21 protein-coding genes and 1 pseudogene are annotated in these 21,639 nt (G+C 68.0%); 20 read left to right on the top strand and 2 right to left on the bottom strand.

All coding sequences use genetic code 11. From position 1 onward, the window contains the following. The first annotated feature begins 7 nt into the window (after positions 1-7). From AC3FNH_RS20340 to AC3FNH_RS20285, 12 genes are read left to right on the top strand one after another with little or no spacing between them, the layout of a single operon-like run. On the top strand, positions 8-1,195 hold the full coding sequence (locus AC3FNH_RS20340; protein ID WP_488721373.1) for an acyl-CoA dehydrogenase family protein: 1,188 nt from the start codon (positions 8-10) through the stop codon (positions 1,193-1,195). 15 nt (positions 1,196-1,210) lie between these two features. Beyond that, positions 1,211-2,347 carry an acyl-CoA dehydrogenase family protein gene (locus AC3FNH_RS20335; RefSeq protein WP_488721372.1) on the top strand — a complete coding sequence of 379 codons (1,137 nt, stop codon included), beginning with the start codon at positions 1,211-1,213 and terminating at the stop codon, positions 2,345-2,347. A 45-nt stretch (positions 2,348-2,392) separates the two neighbouring features. Further along, entirely contained in the window at positions 2,393-3,379 is a 987-nt protein-coding gene (locus AC3FNH_RS20330; protein WP_488721371.1) for a Bug family tripartite tricarboxylate transporter substrate binding protein, read from the top strand. Positions 3,380-3,427: 48 nt separating this feature from the next. Next, a complete protein-coding gene (locus AC3FNH_RS20325; RefSeq protein WP_488721370.1) occupies positions 3,428-4,591 on the top strand; it encodes a thiolase domain-containing protein in 1,164 nt (387 codons plus the stop codon). 5 nt (positions 4,592-4,596) lie between these two features. Then, a complete protein-coding gene (locus AC3FNH_RS20320; protein ID WP_276102171.1) occupies positions 4,597-5,031 on the top strand; it encodes a Zn-ribbon domain-containing OB-fold protein in 435 nt (144 codons plus the stop codon). An 18-nt stretch (positions 5,032-5,049) separates the two neighbouring features. After that, complete coding sequence (locus tag AC3FNH_RS20315; RefSeq protein ID WP_488721369.1) at positions 5,050-6,276, top strand: CaiB/BaiF CoA transferase family protein; 1,227 nt, start codon at positions 5,050-5,052, stop codon at positions 6,274-6,276. A 15-nt stretch (positions 6,277-6,291) separates the two neighbouring features. Further along, positions 6,292-7,290, top strand: a complete 999-nt coding sequence (locus AC3FNH_RS20310) for a DODA-type extradiol aromatic ring-opening family dioxygenase (protein ID WP_488721368.1) — start codon at positions 6,292-6,294, stop codon at positions 7,288-7,290. 29 nt (positions 7,291-7,319) lie between these two features. Then, positions 7,320-7,982, top strand: a complete 663-nt coding sequence (locus AC3FNH_RS20305; RefSeq protein WP_276102168.1) for an RraA family protein — start codon at positions 7,320-7,322, stop codon at positions 7,980-7,982. A 5-nt stretch (positions 7,983-7,987) separates the two neighbouring features. Beyond that, on the top strand, positions 7,988-8,650 hold the full coding sequence (locus AC3FNH_RS20300) for an RraA family protein (RefSeq protein ID WP_488721367.1): 663 nt from the start codon (positions 7,988-7,990) through the stop codon (positions 8,648-8,650). A 2-nt stretch (positions 8,651-8,652) separates the two neighbouring features. After that, entirely contained in the window at positions 8,653-9,315 is a 663-nt protein-coding gene (locus AC3FNH_RS20295; protein ID WP_488721366.1) for a 4-carboxy-4-hydroxy-2-oxoadipate aldolase/oxaloacetate decarboxylase, read from the top strand. 15 nt (positions 9,316-9,330) lie between these two features. After that, positions 9,331-10,101: an enoyl-CoA hydratase/isomerase family protein gene (locus AC3FNH_RS20290; protein ID WP_488721365.1), complete on the top strand. Its 771-nt coding sequence runs from the start codon at positions 9,331-9,333 to the stop codon at positions 10,099-10,101. Between the two features lie 13 nt (positions 10,102-10,114). Further along, a complete protein-coding gene (locus AC3FNH_RS20285; protein WP_488721364.1) occupies positions 10,115-10,537 on the top strand; it encodes a PaaI family thioesterase in 423 nt (140 codons plus the stop codon). 178 nt (positions 10,538-10,715) lie between these two features. Here AC3FNH_RS20285 and AC3FNH_RS20280 read toward each other — a convergent pair whose 3' ends face one another. Together AC3FNH_RS20280 and AC3FNH_RS20275 are read right to left on the bottom strand one after the other, a co-directional pair. Continuing rightward, complete coding sequence (locus tag AC3FNH_RS20280) at positions 10,716-13,334, bottom strand: winged helix-turn-helix domain-containing protein (RefSeq protein WP_488721363.1); 2,619 nt, start codon at positions 13,332-13,334, stop codon at positions 10,716-10,718. Further along, the gene (locus tag AC3FNH_RS20275) at positions 13,307-13,456 is read right to left on the bottom strand and encodes a hypothetical protein (RefSeq protein WP_488721362.1); all 150 of its coding nucleotides are present in this window, start codon (positions 13,454-13,456) and stop codon (positions 13,307-13,309) included. The genes AC3FNH_RS20280 and AC3FNH_RS20275 overlap by 28 nt, the downstream gene beginning before the upstream one ends. A gap of 291 nt (positions 13,457-13,747) precedes the next feature. Between AC3FNH_RS20275 and AC3FNH_RS20270 the strand changes: the two genes are divergently transcribed. The 8 genes and pseudogenes from AC3FNH_RS20270 to AC3FNH_RS20235 all read left to right on the top strand — a co-directional run bounded on the left by AC3FNH_RS20270 (position 13,748) and on the right by AC3FNH_RS20235 (position 21,620). After that, positions 13,748-15,304 (top strand): long-chain-fatty-acid--CoA ligase, encoded by a 1,557-nt coding sequence (locus tag AC3FNH_RS20270; protein WP_488721361.1) that lies wholly within the window; start codon positions 13,748-13,750, stop codon positions 15,302-15,304. A 44-nt stretch (positions 15,305-15,348) separates the two neighbouring features. Next, on the top strand, positions 15,349-16,536 hold the full coding sequence (locus AC3FNH_RS20265) for a lipid-transfer protein (protein ID WP_488721360.1): 1,188 nt from the start codon (positions 15,349-15,351) through the stop codon (positions 16,534-16,536). Positions 16,537-16,556: 20 nt separating this feature from the next. Further along, the gene (locus AC3FNH_RS20260) at positions 16,557-17,000 is read left to right on the top strand and encodes a MaoC family dehydratase N-terminal domain-containing protein (RefSeq protein ID WP_488721359.1); all 444 of its coding nucleotides are present in this window, start codon (positions 16,557-16,559) and stop codon (positions 16,998-17,000) included. A gap of 10 nt (positions 17,001-17,010) precedes the next feature. Next, positions 17,011-17,427, top strand: coding sequence for a MaoC family dehydratase (locus AC3FNH_RS20255; RefSeq protein WP_488721358.1), 417 nt, complete (start codon positions 17,011-17,013; stop codon positions 17,425-17,427). Positions 17,428-17,480: 53 nt separating this feature from the next. Further along, complete coding sequence (locus tag AC3FNH_RS20250; RefSeq protein WP_488721357.1) at positions 17,481-18,311, top strand: SDR family NAD(P)-dependent oxidoreductase; 831 nt, start codon at positions 17,481-17,483, stop codon at positions 18,309-18,311. Between the two features lie 18 nt (positions 18,312-18,329). Beyond that, positions 18,330-19,473, top strand: a pseudogene (locus tag AC3FNH_RS20245) (acyl-CoA dehydrogenase family protein). 129 nt (positions 19,474-19,602) lie between these two features. Continuing rightward, a complete protein-coding gene (locus tag AC3FNH_RS20240; protein ID WP_488721356.1) occupies positions 19,603-20,604 on the top strand; it encodes a Bug family tripartite tricarboxylate transporter substrate binding protein in 1,002 nt (333 codons plus the stop codon). Between the two features lie 101 nt (positions 20,605-20,705). Then, positions 20,706-21,620, top strand: a complete 915-nt coding sequence (locus AC3FNH_RS20235) for a TauD/TfdA dioxygenase family protein (protein ID WP_488721355.1) — start codon at positions 20,706-20,708, stop codon at positions 21,618-21,620. Positions 21,621-21,639: the final 19 nt, after the last annotated feature.

Raw genomic sequence — 21,639 nt, 5'->3', positions numbered from 1 at the left:
AGACACCATGAAGCTGACTTTTTCCCCTGCCGACGAAGCGTTCCGCCAGGAGGTGCGCGCCTTCGTCAAGGCGAAGCTGCCCTCGGACATCCGGCGCAAGGTCGAACTCGGCCTGCGCCTGGAGCATGCCGACTATGTGACCTGGTTCCGTATTCTCGAAGCGCGCGGCTGGCTGACGCCGGGCTGGCCCGTGGAACATGGCGGACCGGGCTGGAGCCACGTGCAGCGCTATATCTTCGACGAGGAAACCATGCTGGGCGGCGCGCCGCGCATCATCGCCAGCGGCATCCAGATGCTGGGGCCGGTGCTGATCGCCTTCGGCACGCCCGAGCAGAAGGCGAAGTACCTGCCGGACATCCGCCAGAGCAATACGTGGTGGGCGCAGGGCTTTTCCGAGCCCGGCGCCGGCTCCGACCTGGCGGCGGTGCGGACCACCGCGGTGCTGGAACCGGACGGCAAGCATTTCGTGGTCAATGGCCACAAGGTGTGGACCTCATATGCGCACTGGTGCTCGATGATGTTCGCGCTGGTGCGCACCGACCCGAACGCGGCCAAGCCGCAGGAGGGCATCTCGTTCCTGCTGATCGACATGAATACCCCGGGCGTTGAGGTCCGGCCCATCCGCATGCTCGAAGGCGGCACCGACCTGAATGAGTGCTACCTCGACAATGTGCGGGTGCCGGTGGAGAACTTGGTGGGCGAGCTGAACAAGGGCTGGTCCTATGGCAAATACCTGCTGGGCCATGAGCGCACCGGCATCGCGGGCATCGGCTCGTGCAAGCAGCAATTGCAACGCGCCCGAGCGCTCGCGGCCAGCGAGGGGCTGGACGGCGATCCGGTGCTGCAGTCGCGCCTGGCGCAGTTCGAGATCGAACTGCTGGCGCTGGAATTCACCGCGCTGCGCCTGCTCAGCGCCAACCAGCAGAGCCGGGTGCCGGCGGTGGAGGCGTCGATGCTCAAGGTGCGCGGCACCGAGCTGCGCCAGGCCATCTACGAACTGCTCGTGGAAGTGGCGGGCCCGCATGCCGTGCCCTTCGAGGAGTCGGCGCTGCGCGGCGAGCTGGACGAACCCGCCAGCCCGCTCGAACTGTCGGCGCTGGCGGCCAACTACCTCGACGCGCGCAAGCTGTCGATCTATGGCGGCGTCAACGAAGTGCAGCGCAACCTGATCAGCAAGGCCTTCCTCGCGGCCTGACACCGTACCGAGACCATGGATTTTTCACTCAACGACGAACATATCGCGCTGCGCGATGCGGTGCGCCGCTTCTGCGACGGCGAGTACCCCGCGCATCGACGTGGCGACGCCGAGACCGCCGAGGAGGCCGCCGCGCGCTGGGCCGCCATGGCCGACCTTGGCCTGCTCGGCTTGCCGCTCGCGGCAGACATGGGCGGCAGCGAGCAGGGGCCGACCGAAATGATGCTCGTGGCGCAGGAACTAGGCCGGGCGCTTGGTGGCGGTGCGTGGCTGTCAAGCGTGGTGCTGGCCGGGCAACTGCTCGACGAGGCCGGCACGCCAACGCAGCGGCAGCAGTGGCTGCCGGCCCTGGCAGAGGGCGAGGCACGGTTGGCCCTGGCCATTGGCGAGGCAGACGCCCGCTATGAGCTGTCGCGCGTCAGCACGCTGGCGCGCCCTGATGGCGACGGCTGGGTTCTCGACGGTGCCAAGTCGCTCGTGCTCGATGGCGCGCAGGCCGATGCCTTCATCGTGGCGGCGCGCACCGCCGGCGATGCCGCCGACGAGCAGGGTGTGACGCTTTTCCTGGTGCCGGCCGACGCGCCAGGCCTGGCCGTGCGCGAGTTCCGCACGCTGGATGGCCGCAGCGCCGCGCACCTCACGCTGCGCGAAGTCGGCGCCGGTGCCGACGCGGTACTGGGCCAGGCTGGCGCCGCGCTGCCGGTGATCGTTGCCGCCGCTGACCGCGCGAATGCCGTGCTATGCGCGGAGGCCGTCGGCGCGCTCGAAGCCCTGCTGGACCTGACCGCGGAGCAACTGAAAACGCGCAAGCAGTTCGGTTCGCTGCTGGCGAAGTTCCAGGTGCTGCAGCACCGTGTCGCGGACATGCTGATCGCGCTCGAACAGTGCAAGTCGATGGCCTGCGTGGCCGCCATGGCGGTCGCCGACGGCGATCCGGTGCAGCGCCGTCGGCTGGTCTCGGCGGCCAAGACGGTGATCGGCCAGGCGAGCCGGCAGGTCGGGCAGTGGGCAATCCAGATGCACGGCGCCATGGGCATGACCGACGAATGCCGCGTCGGCCACTACGCCAAGCGCCTGATGGTCATCAACCAGCTGTTCGGCGATGCCGGGTACCACCTGGCGAGTTTCGCCAGGCAGGCCAGGCAAAGCTAAGCGGCGCCTGGCCGGTTCAAAAAATACACACAGGAGACAAAGACGATGGCCCTCATCCATACCCTAAGGTCAGCTTGCGGTGTGCTGGCACTCGGCCTGGCATTCGCCTGCGGCGCGCAGGCGCAGGAGAAGCAGCCAATCAAGTTCCTGGTCGGCTTCCCGCCAGGCGGCTCCACCGATACCGTCGCGCGCGTGCTGGCCGAGAAGCTGCAGGGCGAACTCGGCCAGACCGTGATCGTCGACAACCGTCCCGGCGCGGGTGGCCGCGTGGCGACCGGCATGCTCAAGCACAGCGCGCCGGACGGATTGACCTATATGGTCGCGCCGAATGCCACCGCCATTTTCCCCACGCTGCTGTACCCGCCCGCCACGCTCAAGTACGACCTGCTGGCTGACCTGACGCCCGTCGCGGTGGTGATTTCCTATCCGTTGGCGCTGGTGGTCAGCAGCCAGACGGGCGTCACCGACATGAAGGGCTTCGTGGAATGGGTGAAGGCGCACCCCGGCAAGGCCATGTTTGGCACCGCCGGCCTGGGCGGGCAGACGCACTTCACCGGCCTGCAGTTTGGCAAGGCCATTGGTGTCCCGATGAACGTCGTGCCTTACAAGGGCAACGGCCCGCTCGTCACCGACCTGCTCGGCGGGCAGCTTTCATCGGCCGTGATGACCGCGGGGGACATCCTGCCGCATGCCAAGAGCGGCAAGGTTCGCATCATTGCCGTATTCGGCGCGGCGCGCTCGCCGCTGCTGCCGGGCGTGCCCACGGCGACGGAGCAGGGCGTGGCGGTCGACAGCGGCGAAGCCTGGGCCGGCATCTGGGCTCCGGCTCGCACGCCCAAGGCAGAACTGGACCGCATGCAGGCGGCGCTCGGCAAGGTCCTTGCCATGCCTGACGTGCGCGCCACGCTGCAGACGCGCGCCACGCTGCACCCCGACTTCCGGCCGGCCGCGGAGCTGGAACGCCTCCAGCGCAAGGAACTCGCCTATTGGGGGCCGGTGATCAAGGCCAGTGGCTTCACCCCCGACCAGTGACGCCCGGAACGGCGCCCGGCATCTCTTCCCAAGTACCTGCCTTTCATCATGACCCTGAACGGATCCGCCTACATCGTGGGAGCGTACGAGCATCCCACACGCAAAGCCGATGACCTGTCGGTCGCGCGACTGCATGCCGATGTGGCCCGCGGCGCGCTGGCCGACGCCGGCCTCACCGCCGCCGATGTCGACGGCTACTTCTGCGCTGGCGATGCGCCCGGCCTCGGGACCACCACGATCGTGGAATACCTCGGCCTGAAGCCGCGCCACGTGGATTCCACCGAATGCGGCGGTTCCGCGCCGATTCTGCACGTCGCGCATGCCGCCGAGGCCATCGCCGCGGGGCGCTGCAACGTCGCGCTGATCACGCTGGCGGGGCGCCCCCGCGCAGCCGGTGCCGCGCTGGCGCTGAGGGCGCCGGACCCGGACGCGCCCGACGTGGCCTTCGAGCTGCCCTTCGGCCCGGCCACGCAGAACCTCTACGGGATGGTGGCGAAACGCCATATGTACGAGTTCGGCACCACCAGCGAGCAGCTCGCGTGGATCAAGGTGGCCGCGTCGCATCACGCCCAGCACAATCCGTACGCCATGCTGCGCAACGTGGTGACGGTGGAAGACGTAGTCAATTCACCGATGGTCGCCGACCCCTTGCACCGCCTGGACTGCTGCGTGATGAGCGACGGCGGCGGGGCGCTGATCGTGGCGCGCCCCGAGATCGCGCGCCAGCTCAAGCGCCCGCTGGTGAAGGTGCGCGGCACCGGCGAAGCGCCCAAGCACGCCATGGGCGGCAATATCGACCTGACGTGGTCTGCCGCCGCGTGGTCGGGCCCGGCCGCATTCGCCGAGGCCGGTGTCACGCCCGCCGACATCAAGTACGCGTCGCTGTACGACAGCTTCACCATCACCGTGTTGATGCAGCTCGAAGACCTGGGCTTCTGCAAGAAGGGCGAGGGCGGCAAGTTCGTTGCCGACGGCGGCCTGATTTCCGGCGTGGGACGCCTGCCATTCAACACCGATGGCGGCGGCCTGTGCAACAACCATCCGGCCAACCGCGGCGGCGTCACCAAGGTGATCGAGGCGGTGCGCCAGCTGCGCGGCGAGGCGCATCCCGCGGTGCAGGTCGGCAACTGCGACCTCGCACTGGCCAGCGGCATCGGCGGCGCGCTGGCTTCGCGCCATACCGCGGCCACGCTGATTCTTGAAAGGGAATGAACACCATGAACACACCCGCCACTCCGGCCAACGCCGCGGCCAAGGCGCCGCCCGCCGGCCCGCGCAAGATCCCCGCGCCGCGCACGCTGCCGGAAAGCCAGGCGTTCTGGGAAGCCGCGGACGCCGGCCGCCTGCTGCTGAAATCGTGCCTGGACTGCCACGCACCGCACTACTACCCGCGCGACATCTGCCCGCACTGCCAGTCCGACCGCACCGAATGGCGCGATGCCAGCGGCTTCGGCACGGTCTACTCGTTCAGCACCATGGGCAAGGGCGAGGCCGCGTGGACGCTCGCCTACGTCCGGCTGGACGAAGGCGTGACGATGATGACCAACCTGGTGGACTGCGACCCGCGCGAGATCGAGATCGGCCAGCGCGTGAAGGTCGTGTTCAAGCCGAGCGATGGCGGCTACGCCGTGCCGATGTTCACCCCGGCATAAAGACCAGAGGCAACGACCATGGCTGACACCCGACACAACGAACACGGCACGGGCGAGCGCAAGGGCCCGCTGTCCCGCTTCACCATCCTCGACGCCTCGCGCGTGCGTGCCGGCCCTACCGCGGTGCGCTTGTTCGCCGACATGGGCGCGCGCGTGATCAAGCTGGAGATCCCGCCGGGCGCGCCGGGCGGCGACGACATGATCGGCGGACGCGACCATAACCGCGCTGACTACGAGAACCTGCACCGCAACAAGGAAAGCCTCACGCTCAACATGAAGACGCCCGAGGGCGTGCGGATCCTGCATGAGCTGGTCAGCCGCGCCGACGTCTTTATCGAGAACTACCGCCCCGACGTGAAGCACCGCCTCGGCATCGGCCCGGACGCGCTGCGCGCGGTGAACCCGCGGCTGATCTACGCCAGCATTTCCGGCTTCGGCCAGGATGGCCCTTACGCGGGCTGGCCCGGCTTCGACTCCATTGCGCAGGGCATGGGCGGGCTGATGAGCGTGACCGGCAAGCCGGGCGAAGGCCCGATGCGCGTCGGTATCCCGCTCGCCGACCTGTGCGCGGGCCACTTCTGCGCGATGGGCATCCTCACGGCGCTGCTGGAGCGCGAGGCATCGGGCGAGGGGCAGTGGGTGCAGACCTCGCTGCTGGAAGCGCAGATCGCCATGCTGGACTTCCAGGCCGCGCAGTGGCTGGTCGACCGCAAGATTCCCGAACAGACCGGCAACGAGCATCCGCTGACCGTGCCCACGGGCGTGTTCGCCACCAGCGACGGCTACCTGAACATCGCCGCGATCGGCCAGACCATGTGGAAGCGCCTGTGCGAGGCGCTGGAAGTGCCGCACCTTGTCGACGAGCCCGGCCTGGGTTCCGATCCGGAGCGCGTGCGCAACCGCGACAAGGTCAATGCCGCGATCGAGGCGGCGCTGCGCACGCGCACCACCGCCGAATGGACCGAGCGCTTGCTGAAGGCCGGCGTGCCGTGCGGCCCGATCCATCGCGTGGACCAGGTGTTTGCCGATCCGCAGGTGAAGCACCTTGGCGTGGCCTGGCCGATGCAGCACGCCGAGCTTGGCGATGTCGCTCTGGTCGGCCAGCCGATGCGCCTGTCGCGCTATCCGCGCGACCTGCCGCCGCAGCCCGCGCCGGAGCAGGGCGCCAATACCGACGACATCCTGCGCGAGCTTGGCTACAGCGCGGCACAGGTGGGCGAGCTGCGCGCCGCCTACATTGTTTGAACGAAGGACACTTCCATGGCAAGACTCGTCGCCGCTTTCGGTTCCTCCCACAGCATCATGCTGGTGTGCCAGCGTGAAGACTGGCAACACGGCTTCCGCCAGGTCGATCCGAAGAACCCGCACTACTTCGACCGCGCCGGCAACCCGACTACCTATGAAGCGCTGCTCGCGATCGCCCCGGACGATGCCGAGTCCATGGTGACGCCCGAGCGCATGGGCGAGCGCTACGACCAGGCCGAAGCGGCCATGGACGAACTGCGTGACCGCATCCGCGCCGCCCGGCTCGACGTGCTGCTGGTGGTTGGCGATGACCAGACCGAGCTGTTTCGCACGACCAACAACCCGGCTTTCGCGATCTACTACGGCAATACCATCCGCAATGCGAAGCGCGACGAAAGCGCCTCCGACGGCTGGTACAAGAAGGCCCGCATGGCTCGCCAGGAGCCCGACGCCGACCGCGACTACCCGGTCAACGCCGACATGGGCCGCTGGATGATCCGCGAGCTGTGCGACCGCGACTTCGACATCACCGCGATGGACGGGCTCGAGCGCGGCCAGTTCGAAGGCCATGCGTTCTCGTTCATCCACCGCCGCTACCTGCAAGGGCTGGACTTGCCGGTGGTGCCGGTCATCGTCAATACCTTTGACCCGCCCAACCAGCCGACGCCGCGCCGATGCATCCAGCTTGGCGCCGCGCTGCGCGAGCTGATCGCCGCCTATCCCGAAGACCTGCGCGTGGGCGTGCTGGCCTCGGGCGGCCTGAGCCACTTCGTGGTCGATGCCGAGCTCGACAACGCGATCATCGACGCCATCCGCCGCAAGGACACCGGCTTCCTCGCCTCGCTGGATCCGCGCCAGCTCCAGGCGGGCAGCTCCGAAATCCGCAACTGGCTGATCGCCGTCGAGGCCGTGCGCGACCTCGACCTTGAATGGGTTTCCTATGTCCCGGGCTACCGCACGCCTGCGCTGACCGGCACGGGCCTGTGCTTCGCGGCCTGGCAGACGCTGGATTGAATAACCGAACCAAAGCCATACCAACGACCATGAGTGAAACCGAATCCAACGTACAACGCCTGCGCCGGCTCGATTGCTGCGCGGTATCCGACGCGCTCGACAAGCTCCAGCTGCCAGGCACCGTGACGGGCCTGCCGCAGCGCTCCGGCGCGGGGCGCATTGCCGGCCGGGCCATCACCGTCAAGCTCGGCACCGGCGCGCCGCCGCCCGGCCCGACGCGCCATCTCGGCTGCACGGCCATCGAACAGGCGGGCCCGGACAACATCATCGTCGTCGAGCAGCGCACCGGCGTGGAGGCGGGAAGCTGGGGCGGGCTGCTGTCGCTCGGGGCCAAGGCGCGCGGCGTCGCCGGCGTCGTGGCGGACGGCCCGGTGCGCGATATCGATGAAGCGCTCGATTTCGACTTCCCCGTGTTCAGCCGCGCATTGACCGCGTTCACTGCGCGCAGCCGAGTGGTGGAGCAAGGCACCAACGTGCCTGTGCAGATTGGCAACGTGACGGTGGAAGAGGGCGATTACGTGGTCGCCGACCGCAGTGCCGTGATCTTCATCGCCGCCCGTGACATCGCGCGCGTGCTGGAGACGGCCGAAGCCATCGTGCGCAAGGAGTCCGTGATGGCAAAGGCCATCCTGGGCGGCACGCCCATCGGGGAAGTCATGGGCGGCAACTACGAACACATGCTGAAGGGTTGAGAGAGATGAGCGAACCACAGGACATCAACGTCGCGCGCGCGGCGAAGCTGGATACCGCCACGCTGAGCGACGCGCTGGACAAGCACGGCATCGCCGGCCAGTGCTACCGCATCAAGGCCCGTGGCGAGGGCTTCGCCACGGCTGGCCGCGCTTACACACTGCTGTATGGCCCGGCATCGAACCCGCCGGGCACCGTGGGCGACTACATAGACGACGTGCCCCCGGGCAGCATCCTCGTGCTCGACAATGGCGGCCGCGACAATGCCACGGTCTGGGGCGACATCCTGACCGAGATCGCGCACCGCCGCGGCATTGCCGGCACCGTGATCGACGGTGTGTGCCGCGATGTTGCGCTGTGCCGCCAGCTCGGCTACCCGGTGTTCAGCAAGGACCACTGGATGCGCACGGGCAAGGACCGCGTGCAGGTGGAAGCCACCAACGTGGTGGTCAATATCGGCGATGCGCGCGTGCAGCCCGGCGACATCCTGCGTGGTGACGCCGATGGCGTGGTGGTCATCCCGCGCGAGCACGAAGCCGCGGTGCTCGACACCGCCGAGCAGATCGAGCACGCCGAAAACGCGATCCGCGAAGCCGTGCGTGGCGGCATGCGTCTGGACGAGGCGCGCCGCCAGTTCCGCTACCACCAGCTGCAGACCAAGGGAGCCTGACCATGGCGGAACACGACGCAAGCAGCACCATGATCCGTGAATTCGAGCGGGTCAGCGCCGGGATCGTGAACGATGCGCGCGCGCTGCCCACCGCCACGCTGCATGAAGCGGGCGGCAAGATCGGCGTAGTGTCGCCGGCCATCAAGCCCGTGGCACCGGAGTTCCGCATCTGCGGCCCGGCACTGACGGTCCATTCGCCTGGCGGCGACAACCTTTGGCTGCACCGCGCCATCGACATCGCGCAGCCCGGCGACGTGCTGGTGGTGCATGTGAGCGGTGCCTACGAGCACGGCTACTGGGGCGAGATCATGACCACTGCCGCCAAGGTGAAGCACCTCGGCGGGCTGGTCATCGACGGCTGCGTGCGCGACGGCGTGCTGCTCGAGGAGATCGGCTTTCCGGTGTTCGCGCGCGGCCTGTGCATCCGCGGTACCGGCAAGGACTACGGCGCGATCGGCTGGCTCAATGCGCCGGTGCTGGTCGGCGGTGCTCGTGTGGAGGCGGGTGACCTGGTCGTGGGCGACCGTGACGGCGTGGTGGTGGTGCCGCGCGGCCGCGCGGCGGAGGTTGTTCGCAAGGCACAGGACCGCGAGGCCACCGAAGCCGCCATTCTCAGGCGGGTGGAGGCGGGCGAGACCACCATGCGGATCTACGGCTTTCACTGAGCGAGGCCGGATGCCATGAGCGAGACCCCGCAAGGACAGCCGCCGGAACTGGCCGTCGACGGCCATATCGCAGTCATCACCCTGCGCCGCCCCGAGGTGGCGAACCGGCTGGAGCCGGAGGACCTTGACCTGTTGCGCCAGTACCTGCAGACCGTGGACGCGGACAGCCGCATACGCGTGCTGCGCATCGAGGGACAGGGCCGGCATTTCTGCAGCGGGTTCAATATCGGCCGCCTTGGCGGCGCCGATGCCGGTGCCCGCTTCGAGGCACTGGCCAACGCGCTCGAACAGGCGCGGCCGGTCACGATTGCCGTGCTGCATGGCGGCGTCTATGGCGGCGCCACCGACCTGGCGCTGGCGTGCGACTTCCGCTTCGGCGCGGTCGGCACGGAAATGTCCGTGCCTGCCGCGCGCCTGGGCCTGCTGTTCTACCGCGGCGGCATGGAGCGCTATGTCACGCGGCTGGGCCTGGCCACGGCCAAGCGCATCCTGCTGATGGCCGACAAGTTCGACGCGGCCGCCATGCTGGCGTGCGGGTACCTGGATCGGCTGGAAGAATGTCCCGAAGCGCTGCGCGCACTGACGGCGCACTGGAGCGAGGCACTGGCGGGCATGGCGCCGCTGGCGCTGCTTGGCATGAAGAAGCACCTGAACCGCATTGCCCGCGGCGAGCTCGATACCGACGGGCTGGCGCAAGACATCGCCGCGGCCGATGCTTCCGACGACCTGCGCGAAGGCGCACTGGCATGGCGGGAAAAGCGCGTGCCGCGCTTTTCCGGCCGTTGACCCTATGCATACGATGAGCAACGTCAACTATTTCACGAGGATGCTGCGCGGCGAAGCCCCGCTGCCGGCTGTCGCCGGCCTGCTGGGGGGAGTGGTCCGCTGCGCCGATCCGGAGGCCGGCTCGCTCGAATCCGACTACGTGGCCACCGAGGCCTTCCTCAATCCGGCTGGCCAGGTGCAGGGCGGCATGCTGGGCGCCATGCTGGACGATGTGACCGCGATGCTTGTCACCGCGACGCTGGCCGATGGCGAATTCTGCTCGACGCTGAACCTGAATCTCTCGTTCCTGCGGCCCGCGCAGGCTGGCCCGCTGCAAGGGCGCGCGCGGCTGGAGCGGCGCGGCCGCAATGTCTGCAACGTGGTCGGGGAACTGCGCCAGGACGGGGAACTGGTGGCGACTGCCACGGCTACCTGCATGGTGCTTCGTCGGACATGAGCGCATTCAGGTACGCCGCCGGGGTAAGTGTGCTCAATGCGGACAGCGGTTACGGCTTCAATCCGATTATCCGATGATGATCTGAACATCCTGCGTCGAGCAGGCGGCGCGCAAGTTCGCCGCGCGCGCGCGTGCGTGCGGGGCTCAGCATACCGGTACGCAGGCCGGCGTCCTGCCCTCAGGGAATCAGCCCGCGCGCGCGGCCGATGGCAACCGCTTCGGTACGGTTCTGTGCGCCGAGCTTCGTATTGATCTTGCGCAGGTGTGACTTGACCGTCAGTTCGGACAGGAACAGCCGCTCCGCGATGGCGCGGTTGCGCAGGCCCGCCGACAGCATCTGCAGCACCTCCAGTTCGCGCGCCGTGAGGCTGTCCGACAGGCCGGCCACCAGCGCGGGCTCGGCGTCGTGGCCGGGGGAGGCGCCGGGCAGCTTGCCGAGCAGCCGGGTGACGAACTGGGGTGCGATGCCCAGGCTGGCTGCGTGCGCCTGGTGTGCCGATGCCCAGTTGCGCACGAGCGCGGCCACCCGGTCGCCTTCATCCAGGAACGTGCGCAGGAAGCCTTCATGGCTCGCCAGGCGCAACGCTTCGGTGATCTCCTGCAGCGCATCGTCATGCCGCGCCAGGCCGTCCAGCGCCGCGGCGCGCAGGATGCGCAGCTTGATCAGGCGCCAGTAGCGTTGCTGCGCCGTGGCGGCGGCAATGGCCGCGTCCAGCGCGGCGAGTGCCTGGGCATGCTGTCCCTGCGCGATCTCCAGCCGGCGCCGCGCGATCGACGGCCGGTCGATGTCGCTGGCGTGGCCGGCGGTATCGAGCGCTTCCCAGCCGCCATAGAGATCGACCGCGCGCAGCGCCTGCTCGGCGGCCTCGAGCCGGCCCTCGAGCGTGGCCACGCGGGCCCGCTCCAGCCATGCCGAGCACACCGAACGTTCGGCGTTGACCTGCTGGCCGAGCTGCTCCAGCTCCGCCAGCACGCGCAGCCATTGCTCCTTGTCGCCGCGCAGCAGCGCCAGGCGCGCGCTCATCACGTGGCAGCCGATGACCGAGTCGGGCGGTCCGTTGGCCTTGGTGTAGGGCAGTGCGTCGGCCAGCAGCCGGGCCATCTCGTCGAGCGCGTCGTTCTCATACAGGGCCAGCGCCCATGAGGTGTCGATGGCGGGCTTGTCGCCGGTAATGTCGCCGCGCGCGTCGTCCCAGGTGCGCGTGGAGGCGGTGTGGAAGCGCGCCAGCGCGTTGCCCAGGCGGCCCTGCACCAGGTCGATGATGCCCTCGAGGCAATCGGCGATGCTGCGCATGAATACCGAGCGCTCATCGGCGCCGCGCTGGATCGCGCGCGACAGCACGCCGCGCGCGTCGTCGTAGCGGTGCGTGCAGATCAGGCTGTACGCGAGCGAATTGGCCAGGATGCAGGACTGGAACAGGTCCTCCGGCCCGAGCCGGTTGATCTGGCCCATGCTGGCCTGGCGGCAGGCTTCCACCTGGTCGGTCATGACCAGCAGTACGCAGCGGATGGTTTCCGCCTCCACGGCGAGCCGCTGGCTGGCGGCGCTGTCGTCGAGTTCCGCCTGGATGGATTCGATGGCCTGCTGGGCATCGGGGTAGCGCCGGTTGAGCAGCAGCGCCCACGCACGCGCCAGCCGCAGGCGCGGATAGCGCGCCAGCGCTTGTGGCGGGATCTGGTCCAGCCAGCGCACCAGCAGCCGCACGCGCCCGGCGCTGAGCAGCGCATCGGCATGGCGCGCGATCTCGTGCAGCGCTTCCTCGTGCAGCCCGTCCTGGAGCAGGTGGTCCACCGCCGGCACCGGCCGGTTCTGCTCGAGATACCAGTGTGCGGCGGCGCGGTGCAGCGCCGTGGCGCGTCCGGGCTGCTGCAGGTCCAGGCGGTGCTGCAGGAAGCTGGCGAAAAGCTGGTGATAGCGATACCAGGTCCGGTCGCCGTCCAGCGGGAACAGCAGCAGGTTGGCGCGCTCGAGATAGTCGATCATCGCGCGGCTGTCCTGCCGGCCCGTGACCGCGTCGCATAACGGCGCGCTGAGCTGGCCCAGCACGCTGGTCTCGAGCAGGAAGGTGCGGCAGGCCTCGGTTTGCTGCGCCAGGATGTCCTCGGCCAGGTATTCGGCCAGCTCGAGGTTGGTGCCCGAGAACGAGGCGACGAAGGCCGCGTGGTCCGTGCGGGTCTGCAGCGACAGCGTGGCCAGGTAGATCGCCGTGGCCCAGCCTTCGGTGCAGCGATGCAAGGTGGCGATCTCGTTGTCTCTCAGGGGCAGGTGGCAGCGTTCGCGGATCAGGGCGGTGGCTTCCTCCAGCGTAAAGCGCAGTTGCGCCGGATGGATCTCGAGCAGGTGCCCGCGCGCGCGGATGCGCCCCAGGCCGATCTCGGGAGTCACGCGCGAGGCGATCACCAGCGTCCCGCATGGCGGCATGGCCTCGATGAGCTGCTGCACGAAATTGAGGACCGAGGCGCTCTGCACGGCCTCGAAGTCGTCGAGCAGGATGCTGAACGGCAGCACGGCGCCCGCGACTTGTTCGATGATGCGGTGCGCCAGCCACGGCCCGGCCGGCTCACTGGCGGGAGCGGGGGGCCGCGCGGCCTTGCGCTTGCCATGCAGGGCCTGGAGGCCGGCGTCCAGGTGGACCAGGAAACGCTGCAGGTCGTTGTCGCCGCTGTCCACGCGCAGCCATGCCGTGCCGCGCTGGCGCGCCGCGCACTGGGCGGCGTACTGCTGCATCAGCGTGGTCTTGCCAAAGCCGGCGGCCGCGCGGATCAGGATCAGGCGTGCGGCGCTGGCATCGAGCATGCACTGCACCAGCTGCGGCCGCGCGAGCGTCGCCGGCTGGCCGGAGGCACCAGCTTGGACGCCACCAGCCCCGGCAGGCCAGGTTCGCTGATGGTTCCGGTCGAGGCGGGGTCGGCGGGCAAGGGAATCTCCTCTACTCCTGTGCGCATGGCTGATTCGGCGAGTCGCCCTGCGATATTGCGTGATTTGTGATGAATCATACGCATTTCAGGTGTCTGACTCAGGAAAAACGCGATTGTTCCACGGTGATGTACGCCTGTCGTAGTTCTTTCGGACGATTTGGCGGCTGGCGGGATTTTCCTCCCTTCGGCGGACGACAGGCGAGCGGGCGGCTCCTAAAGTGGCCGACTACAGCGGGGCGCCACGTCCGCCGCCGCGACACCGCGCCACCGCGCCACCGGAGACTTCGCAGTATGTACCTGACCCAGGGGCTGCACCGCTGCCTGCAGCAAACGCCCGACCGCACCGCCACCGTTTTCCGTACCCGCCGCCAGACCTTCCGCCAGCTTGGCGACCGCGTCGCGCGCCTGGCCGGCGCCCTGCGCCAGCTCGGCATGGCCGAAGGAGACCGCGTCAGCATGCTGGCGCTGAACTCCGACCGCTACATCGAATACATGCTGTCCGTCTGGTGGGGCGGCGGCGTGCTCAATCCCGTCAATACCCGCTGGAGCGTGCCGGAGATCGTCTACTCGCTGGACGACTGCGACACCGGCATCCTGATCGTCGACGACCACTTCCTGCCCATGGTGGCGGGCATTGTGGCAGGCGCCAGCCGCAAGCCGCTGCTGATCCACGCCGGCGACGGCCCGGCGCCGGACGGCATGCTGTCGTACGAGCAGCTGGTGGCCGATGCCGAGCCGGTCGATGACGCGCTGCGCGGCGGCGACGACCTTGCCGCCATCATGTACACCGGCGGTACCACGGGCAAGCCCAAGGGCGTGATGCAGTCGCACATGAACCTGTGGTCATCGGCGATCTCGCGCATGGCCCAGTACCCGTGCCCCGAAGACACCATCACCCTCCACGCCTGCCCGCTGTTCCATACCGCGGCCATGGCCAAGGCCGTGACGCTGTTCATCGCCGGCGCCACGCACGCGCTGATCCCGGCCTTCGATGCCAGGGAGGTGTTGGAGACCATGGTGAGCGAGAAGGTCAACGAGATCCTGCTGGTGCCGACCATGCTGCAGGCAGTGTTGTCCCATCCCGACTTCGCGAGCCATGACCTGAGCGGCCTGCAGCGCATCAACTACGGCGCCTCGCCGATCAGCGCCGGCCTGCTCGACGCGGCGCTGGCCGCGCTGCCGCAGGTGCAGTTCTATCACGCCTACGGCCTGACCGAGGCTGCCCCGGTGGTCTCCGTGAATCCGCCGGCCAACCATGGCCCGGAAGGCCGCGCCAGCGGCCTGTACCGCTCGGCCGGTCGCCCCGGCTTCGGCGTCACCGTGAAGATCGTCGACGAGCAGGGGATTGAAGTCCCGCGCAATTCCGTGGGCGAGATCGTGGTGCGCGGCCCCAATGTCATGCAGGGCTACTGGAACAAGCCCGCCGAAACAGCCGAGACCTTGCGCGGCGGCTGGCTGCACACCGGCGACGGCGCCTACATGGATGAAAACGGCTACCTGTTCATCGTCGACCGCCTCAAGGACATGATCGTCAGCGGGGGCGAGAACGTCTATTCGGCGGAAGTCGAGAACGTGCTCTCGCGCCATCCGGCGGTGGCGTCGTGCGCCGTGATCGGCATGCCCGATGCGCGCTGGGGCGAAGCCGTGCACGCCGTGGTCGTGCTCAAGCCCGGCGCGCAGGCGGACGAAGCCGCGCTGCGCGAGCACTGCCGCCAGTTCATTGCCGGCTACAAGTGCCCGAAGAGCATCGAGTTCCGTGGCGAGATGCCGCTGTCCGCGGCCGGCAAGATCCTCAAGCGCGACCTGCGCGCTCCCTACTGGCAAGACAACGCCCGGCAGGTCAACTGAAGCGGCCGCCTCCCTTCAATTTCCATTCTCAGCAGGAGCTCGACATGAGCAACAAAGTGGTAGTAGCCGGCGTCGGCATGATTCCCTTCACCAAGCCGGGCGCCAGCGATGATTATGGCGTGATGGGCGCCAACGCCGCCAAGGCCGCGCTGGCCGACGCCGGCATCGACTACGCGCTGGTCGAGCAGGCCTATGTGGGCTACGTGTTCGGCGACTCCACGTCCGGCCAGGCAGCCATCTACGGCGTCGGCCTGACGGGTATCCCGGTCATCAACGTCAACAACAATTGCGCCACCGGCTCGACCGCGCTGTTCCTGGCACGCCAGGCGGTGGAAAGCGGCGCGATCGAATGCGCGATCGCGGTCGGCTTCGAGCAGATGGTGCCGGGCGCGCTCAAGGGCGCCTATACCGACCGCCCGGGTCCGATGGAGCGTTTCGCGAAGACCATGGCGCAGGTCCAGGGCTTCGACGAGCAGGCGCCGCGCGCGGCCCAGTTCTTCGGCGGTGCGGGCCGCGCGTACATGAAGGAATATGGCATCCGCCCCGACACCTTCGCGCGCATTTCGGTCAAGGCCCGCCAGCACGCCGCGCGCAATCCGTTCGCGGTGTTCCGCAACACCGTGACGCTGGAAGAGGTGATGGCGGCGCCGACCGTGTTCGATCCGCTCACGCGCCTGCAGTGCTGTCCGCCGACCTGCGGCGCGGCCGCCGCGATCCTGTGCTCGGAGGCGTTCGCGCGCAAGCATGGCCTGGACACCCGCGCGAGGATCGCCGCGCAGGCCATGACCACGGACCGCAACAGCACCTTCGACGAAGGCGACATGCGCAAGGTGGTGGGCTACGACATGACCGCCGCCGCCGCGGCTGCCGTGTACGAGAAGGCCGGCGTGGCGCCGACCGACATCGACGTGGTCGAACTGCACGACTGCTTCACGGCCAACGAGCTGATCACCTATGAAGGCCTTGGCCTGACGCCGGTCGGCACCGCCGAGAAGTTCATCGTCGACGGCGACAACACCTACGGCGGCCGCGTGGTCACCAATCCGTCCGGCGGCCTGCTGTCCAAGGGCCACCCGCTCGGCGCCACCGGTCTCGCGCAATGCGCCGAACTGGTCTGGCAACTGCGTGGCAAGGCCGGCGACCGCCAGGTCGACGGCGCGCGCCTGGCGCTGCAGCACAACCTCGGCCTCGGCGGCGCCTGCGTGGTGACGCTGTACGAGCGCCAGCAGTAAGCAGGAAAGGAAGCCGCAAGATGATTGACAAGATGCATATCGGCGCAGTGATCTCGCGCCACTCCGTCGACGTGGAGGCCGGGCGCCTGCGCTTCTTCGCCAAGGCGACGGGCCAGGCCGACGCACGCTACACCGACCTGGCAGCGGCCGAGGCCGCGGGCTATCCGGGCCTGCCGGTGCCGCCGACCTTCCTGTTCTGCCTGGAAATGGAGTCGCCCAATCCGCGCGCGATGATCGAGCGGCTGAACATCGACATCGGCAAGGTCCTGCACGGCCAGCAGCACTTCGAGTATCACCGCATGGCCTATGCGGGTGAGCGCCTGACCTTCGAGACCCGCGTGGCCGACATCTACGACAAGAAAGGCGGCGCGCTGGAATTCGTGGTGCGCGAAACCCGCGTGACCGATGCCAAGGGCGACCCGGTCGCCGACCTGCGCAGCACCATCGTCGTGCGCAACAGCTAAGGAGACAGCCATGCAGACCCTCCGGTTTGATGAGATCGCGGTCGGTACGGAACTGCCGTCCTTCACTGCGCCGCCGCTGAGCCGGCTCACGCTGGCGCTGTATGCGGGCGCCTCGGGCGACCACAACCCCATCCACGTCGATATCGACTTCGCGCGCCAGGCCGGCATGCCCGACGTGTTCGCGCACGGCATGCTGTCGATGGCCTACCTCGGCCGCCTGCTGACCAACTGGGTGCCGCAGCAGGCCATCCGCAGCTTTTCGGTGCGCTTTGCCGCCATCACGCACGTCGGCGATGAAATCGCGTGCACCGGCAAGGTCGTGGAGAAGGACGACGCCACGCGCACCGTGCGCTTGGAACTGCAGACCCGCAACCAGGCAGGCGAAACCAAGCTGTCGGGCGAGGCACTGATCGCCCTCGCCGCCTGACGCGGCGCCGCACCGCCGGGACATTCAACAGATCAGCAAAGGAGCATAGGGAAATGAGCAAGCTTGTCGACAAGGCCGCCATCGTTTCGGGTTCGGGCCGCGGTATCGGCCGCGAGATCGCACTGAAGCTCGCCAGCGAAGGCGCGGCCGTGGTCATCAACGACCTCGACGCCGAGCCGGCGCAGGCCGTGGTGCAGGAAATCGTCGCCGCCGGCGGCAAGGCAGTGGCGTGCGTGGGCAGCGTCACCGAAGCCGACTTCGGCACCCGCTTCGTGGGTACCGCGCTGCAGACCTTCGGGCGGCTGGACATCATCGTCAACAATGCCGGCTATACGTGGGACAACGTGATCCAGAAGATGACCGACGAGCAATGGTCGGCCATCATGGACGTGCACGTTACCGCGCCGTTCCGCATCCTGCGCGCGGCCGCCGACTACTTCCGCGAAGCCGCGAAGAAGGAAGCCGAGGCCGGCCAGGAAGTGTTCCGCAAGGTTGTCAATATCTCGTCGGTCTCGGGCGTGATGGGCAACGCCGGCCAGGCCAACTACTCGGCCGGCAAGGCCGCCATCAACGGCCTGACCAAGGCGCTCGCCAAGGAGTGGGGCCGCTACAAGGTCAACGTCAACAGCGTGGCCTTCGGCCTGATCAAGACCCGCCTGACCGAGGCCACCGCCGGCGCGGACAATACCTCGACGCTGAACATCGGCGGCAACGAGATCAAGGTCGGCGTGAATCCGCAGCTGATGAAGAATATCGAGGCGATGATCCCGCTGGGCCGCGGCGGCACCCCGGCCGAAGCGGCTGGCTCCGTGTACCTGCTGTGCATTCCGGAATCCAACTACATCACCGGCCAGGTGCTGATCTGCGGCGGCGGCCGTCCCTGATCGGGCAGGAGCGACATCATGGCATTCAATCAACGACCCTGGATCACGGATGACCTGACCATGTTCCAGGACGCCATCCGCAAGTTCATCGAGCGCGAACTGGTTCCGCACGAGGACCGCTGGTCAGCAGCACGTGGACCGCGAGGTCTGGCGCAAGGCCGGCGAGATGGGCATGCTGTGCGCGAGCATTCCCGAGGAGTACGGCGGTGGCGGCGGCAACTTCGCGCATGAGGCCATCATCACGCTGGAGCAGTCGCGCGCCGGCGTGAGCAGCCTGGGCACCAACGTCCATAGCGGCATCGTGGCGCACTACATCCTGCGCTATGGCACCGAAGCGCAGAAGCGCCACTGGCTGCCGAAGATGGCCAGCGGCGAGATGGTCGCGGCCATTGCCATGTCGGAGCCGGGCGCCGGCTCCGACCTCAAGAGCATCAAGGCCCGGGCGGTGCGCGACGGCGACCACTACGTGCTCAACGGCTCGAAGACGTTCATTACCAACGGCTTCCTGGCCGACCTGATCCTGGTGGTCTGCAAGACCGATCCGGACAAGGGCGCCAAGGGCGTGTCGATCGTGGTGGTCGAGACCGAGAACCTGCCCGGCTTCCGCCGCGGCCGCATCCTCGAGAAGATCGGCCAGAAGGGGCAGGACACCGCCGAGCTGTTCTTCGACGACGTGCGCGTGCCATGCGCAAACCTGCTCGGCACGGAAGAGGGCAAGGGTTTCTACCAGCTCATGCAGCAGCTGCCCCAGGAACGCATGATCATCGCGCTCGGCGCGCTGTCGGCGATGGAGCGCGCGGTCGAGCTGACTACCGAGTATGTGCGCGAACGCAAGGTCTTCGGCGCCACGCTGCTCGACATGCAGCACACCCGCTTCAAGCTGGCCGAGTGCAAGACCAAGGCCGTGATCGCGGGCGCCTTCGTCGATGACTGCATGGCCAAGGTCCTGCGCGAAGAACTCGATGCCGAGACGGCGGCCATGGCCAAGTGGTGGGGCACGCAGACCAGCTGCGAGATCATCGACGAATGCCTGCAGCTGCACGGCGGCTACGGCTACATGATGGAATACCCGATCGCGCGCATGTATGTGAATGCCCGTGTCGGCAAGATCTACGGCGGCTCGAACGAGATCATGAAGGAGATCATCGCGCGCACGCTCTGACCTGCATGGTATGCAGGACCGCGGCTGCACGACCAGGCCCGCCAGAGGCCGGCTGCAGCCGCAGCGCAGTCCGTCGAACCCGTGCCGCCCGGCACGCGGAAGAACAAAAGACAATGTGGAGACAGCAAGATGCAGCAGCAAAGACGAAAGGTTTTGCGGCAGTTGGGACTCGGGCTGGCGGGCACTGCGCTCGGAGGGCTCGGCTTCCATGCCAGGGCGCAGGCGAATGGGACCGGCTATCCGTCGCGTGCGGTGCGCGTGGTGTACCCCTACCAGGCGGGCGGCACCGGCGACGTGGTCGCGCGCCAGATTGCCGAGGGTCTCGCCAAGGCCTGGGGCAAGCCGGTCATCGTCGACAACCGGCCTGGCGCCGGCGGCATGATCGGCGCCGACATGGTGGCCAAGGCCGAGCCCGATGGCCACACGCTGCTGCTGACGCTGACCGGCATGGTGCAGGCGCCAAGCCTGTACAGCAAGGCACCGTACAACCCGGTGCGCGACTTCGCGCCGATTTCGGAACTGGCAACCTCGAACCTTGCGCTGGTCGTGCAGCCCTCGCTGGGCGTGAACAGCGTGAAGCAGCTCATCGACTATATCGGCAAGCAGGGCAAGCCGCTCGCCTATGGATCGTACGGACTGGGTTCCAGCGGCCATCTGTACATGGAGATCTTCGCGCGCAATACGAACGTCGCGCTGACGCATGTGCCCTACAAGGGGGAAGCGCCGTTGATCAATGACCTGCTGGGCGGGCAGCTTCCGGCCGGCATGATCGCCGCGGTCAGTGCGCGCCAGCATGCCGCCACCGGCAAGCTGCGTGTGCTGGCCGTGGCCGGCGCGGCGCGCTCGCCCTTGCTGCCCGATGTGCCGACATTCGCCGAAGCCGGCGTGCGTGGGCTGGAGCGGCAGGGATGGGTCGGCATGTTCGCGCCGGCCGCGACGCCGCGCGCGATCGTCGAGAAGGTCTCGGTGGATGTCAACCGCACGCTCGCCAACCCGGATTTCCGCGCGCGCATGGTGGATCTGGGCATCGTCCTGAAGGGCAGCACGCCCGCGGCCTTTGCCGATGTCGTCAAGGCCGAGCAAACGTACTGGGCCGAAGCGATCCGTGCTTCGAACATCCGCCTGGACTGACGCGAGGGCCGCCGGGAACCCTGCCGTGGCGCGGCATTTCCTTGCCACGGTCCTGCACCCTTATCCGAGTATCCGAGTATCCGAGTATCCGAGGAGACCAGATGACCAATAGCAATGCTGCAATCCAGCGGAAGGAAGTATCCGCAGAGCCCGCCGCCGCGGGCTACCATGGGTTCTCCGTCACCCGCATGACGCCCACGATCGGTGTCGAGGTCGACGGGATCGACCTGCGCGAGCCGCTCGACGACGCGACCCTTACCTCGCTGCGCCAGGCGCTGGTGCGCCACAAGGTGCTGTTCTTCCGCGACCAGGACATCACCCCGGCCCAGCACGTCCAGCTCGCGCGCCGCTTCGGGGAACTCGAAGTCCATCCGGTGTTCCCGCACCACGCCGATCATCCGGAACTGGTCCTGCTGGGCGGCAGCAAGGACATGCGCGGCCGCGAGAACATCTACCACTCCGACGTTTCCTGGCGCGAGGTGCCGTCGATGGCATCGATGCTGCGCTGTGTGGAATGCCCGGAGTCCGGCGGCGACACGATCTGGGTCGACATGGCGCGTGCCTATGCGGCGCTGCCGGACGCGGTCAAGGAACGGATCGAAGGCCTCTACGCCGTGCACGACATCATGCCAGGCTTCGGCGCGCGCATGACGCCCGAGGAGCGCGAGATCAACCGCAAGAAGTTCCCGGCGGTCACGCACCCGGTCGTGCGCACGCACCCGGAGAGCGGCGAAAAGATCCTCTATGTCAACGAAGGCTTCGTCACGCACCTCGCCAATTTCGGCGAGAAGGCGCAGTTCCGCGTGGGCTTCGACTTCCGCTACGGCGAGCTGGACCTGCTGCAGTACCTGTTCCGCCAGGCCGCGGTGCCCGAATACCAGGTCCGCCTGAAGTGGCGGCCCAACACCATTGCGTTCTGGGACAACCGTTCGACGCAGCACTACGCCGTGCAGGACTATTTCCCGGCGGTGCGCCGCATGATGCGCGCGACCATCATCGGCGACAAACCTTTCTGAAGCGCCCCCACTTTCAGGA

Source organism: Cupriavidus sp. 22TCCZM01-5 (assembly GCF_057798915.1).
This window is presented reverse-complemented; position numbering and strand designations above follow the sequence as displayed.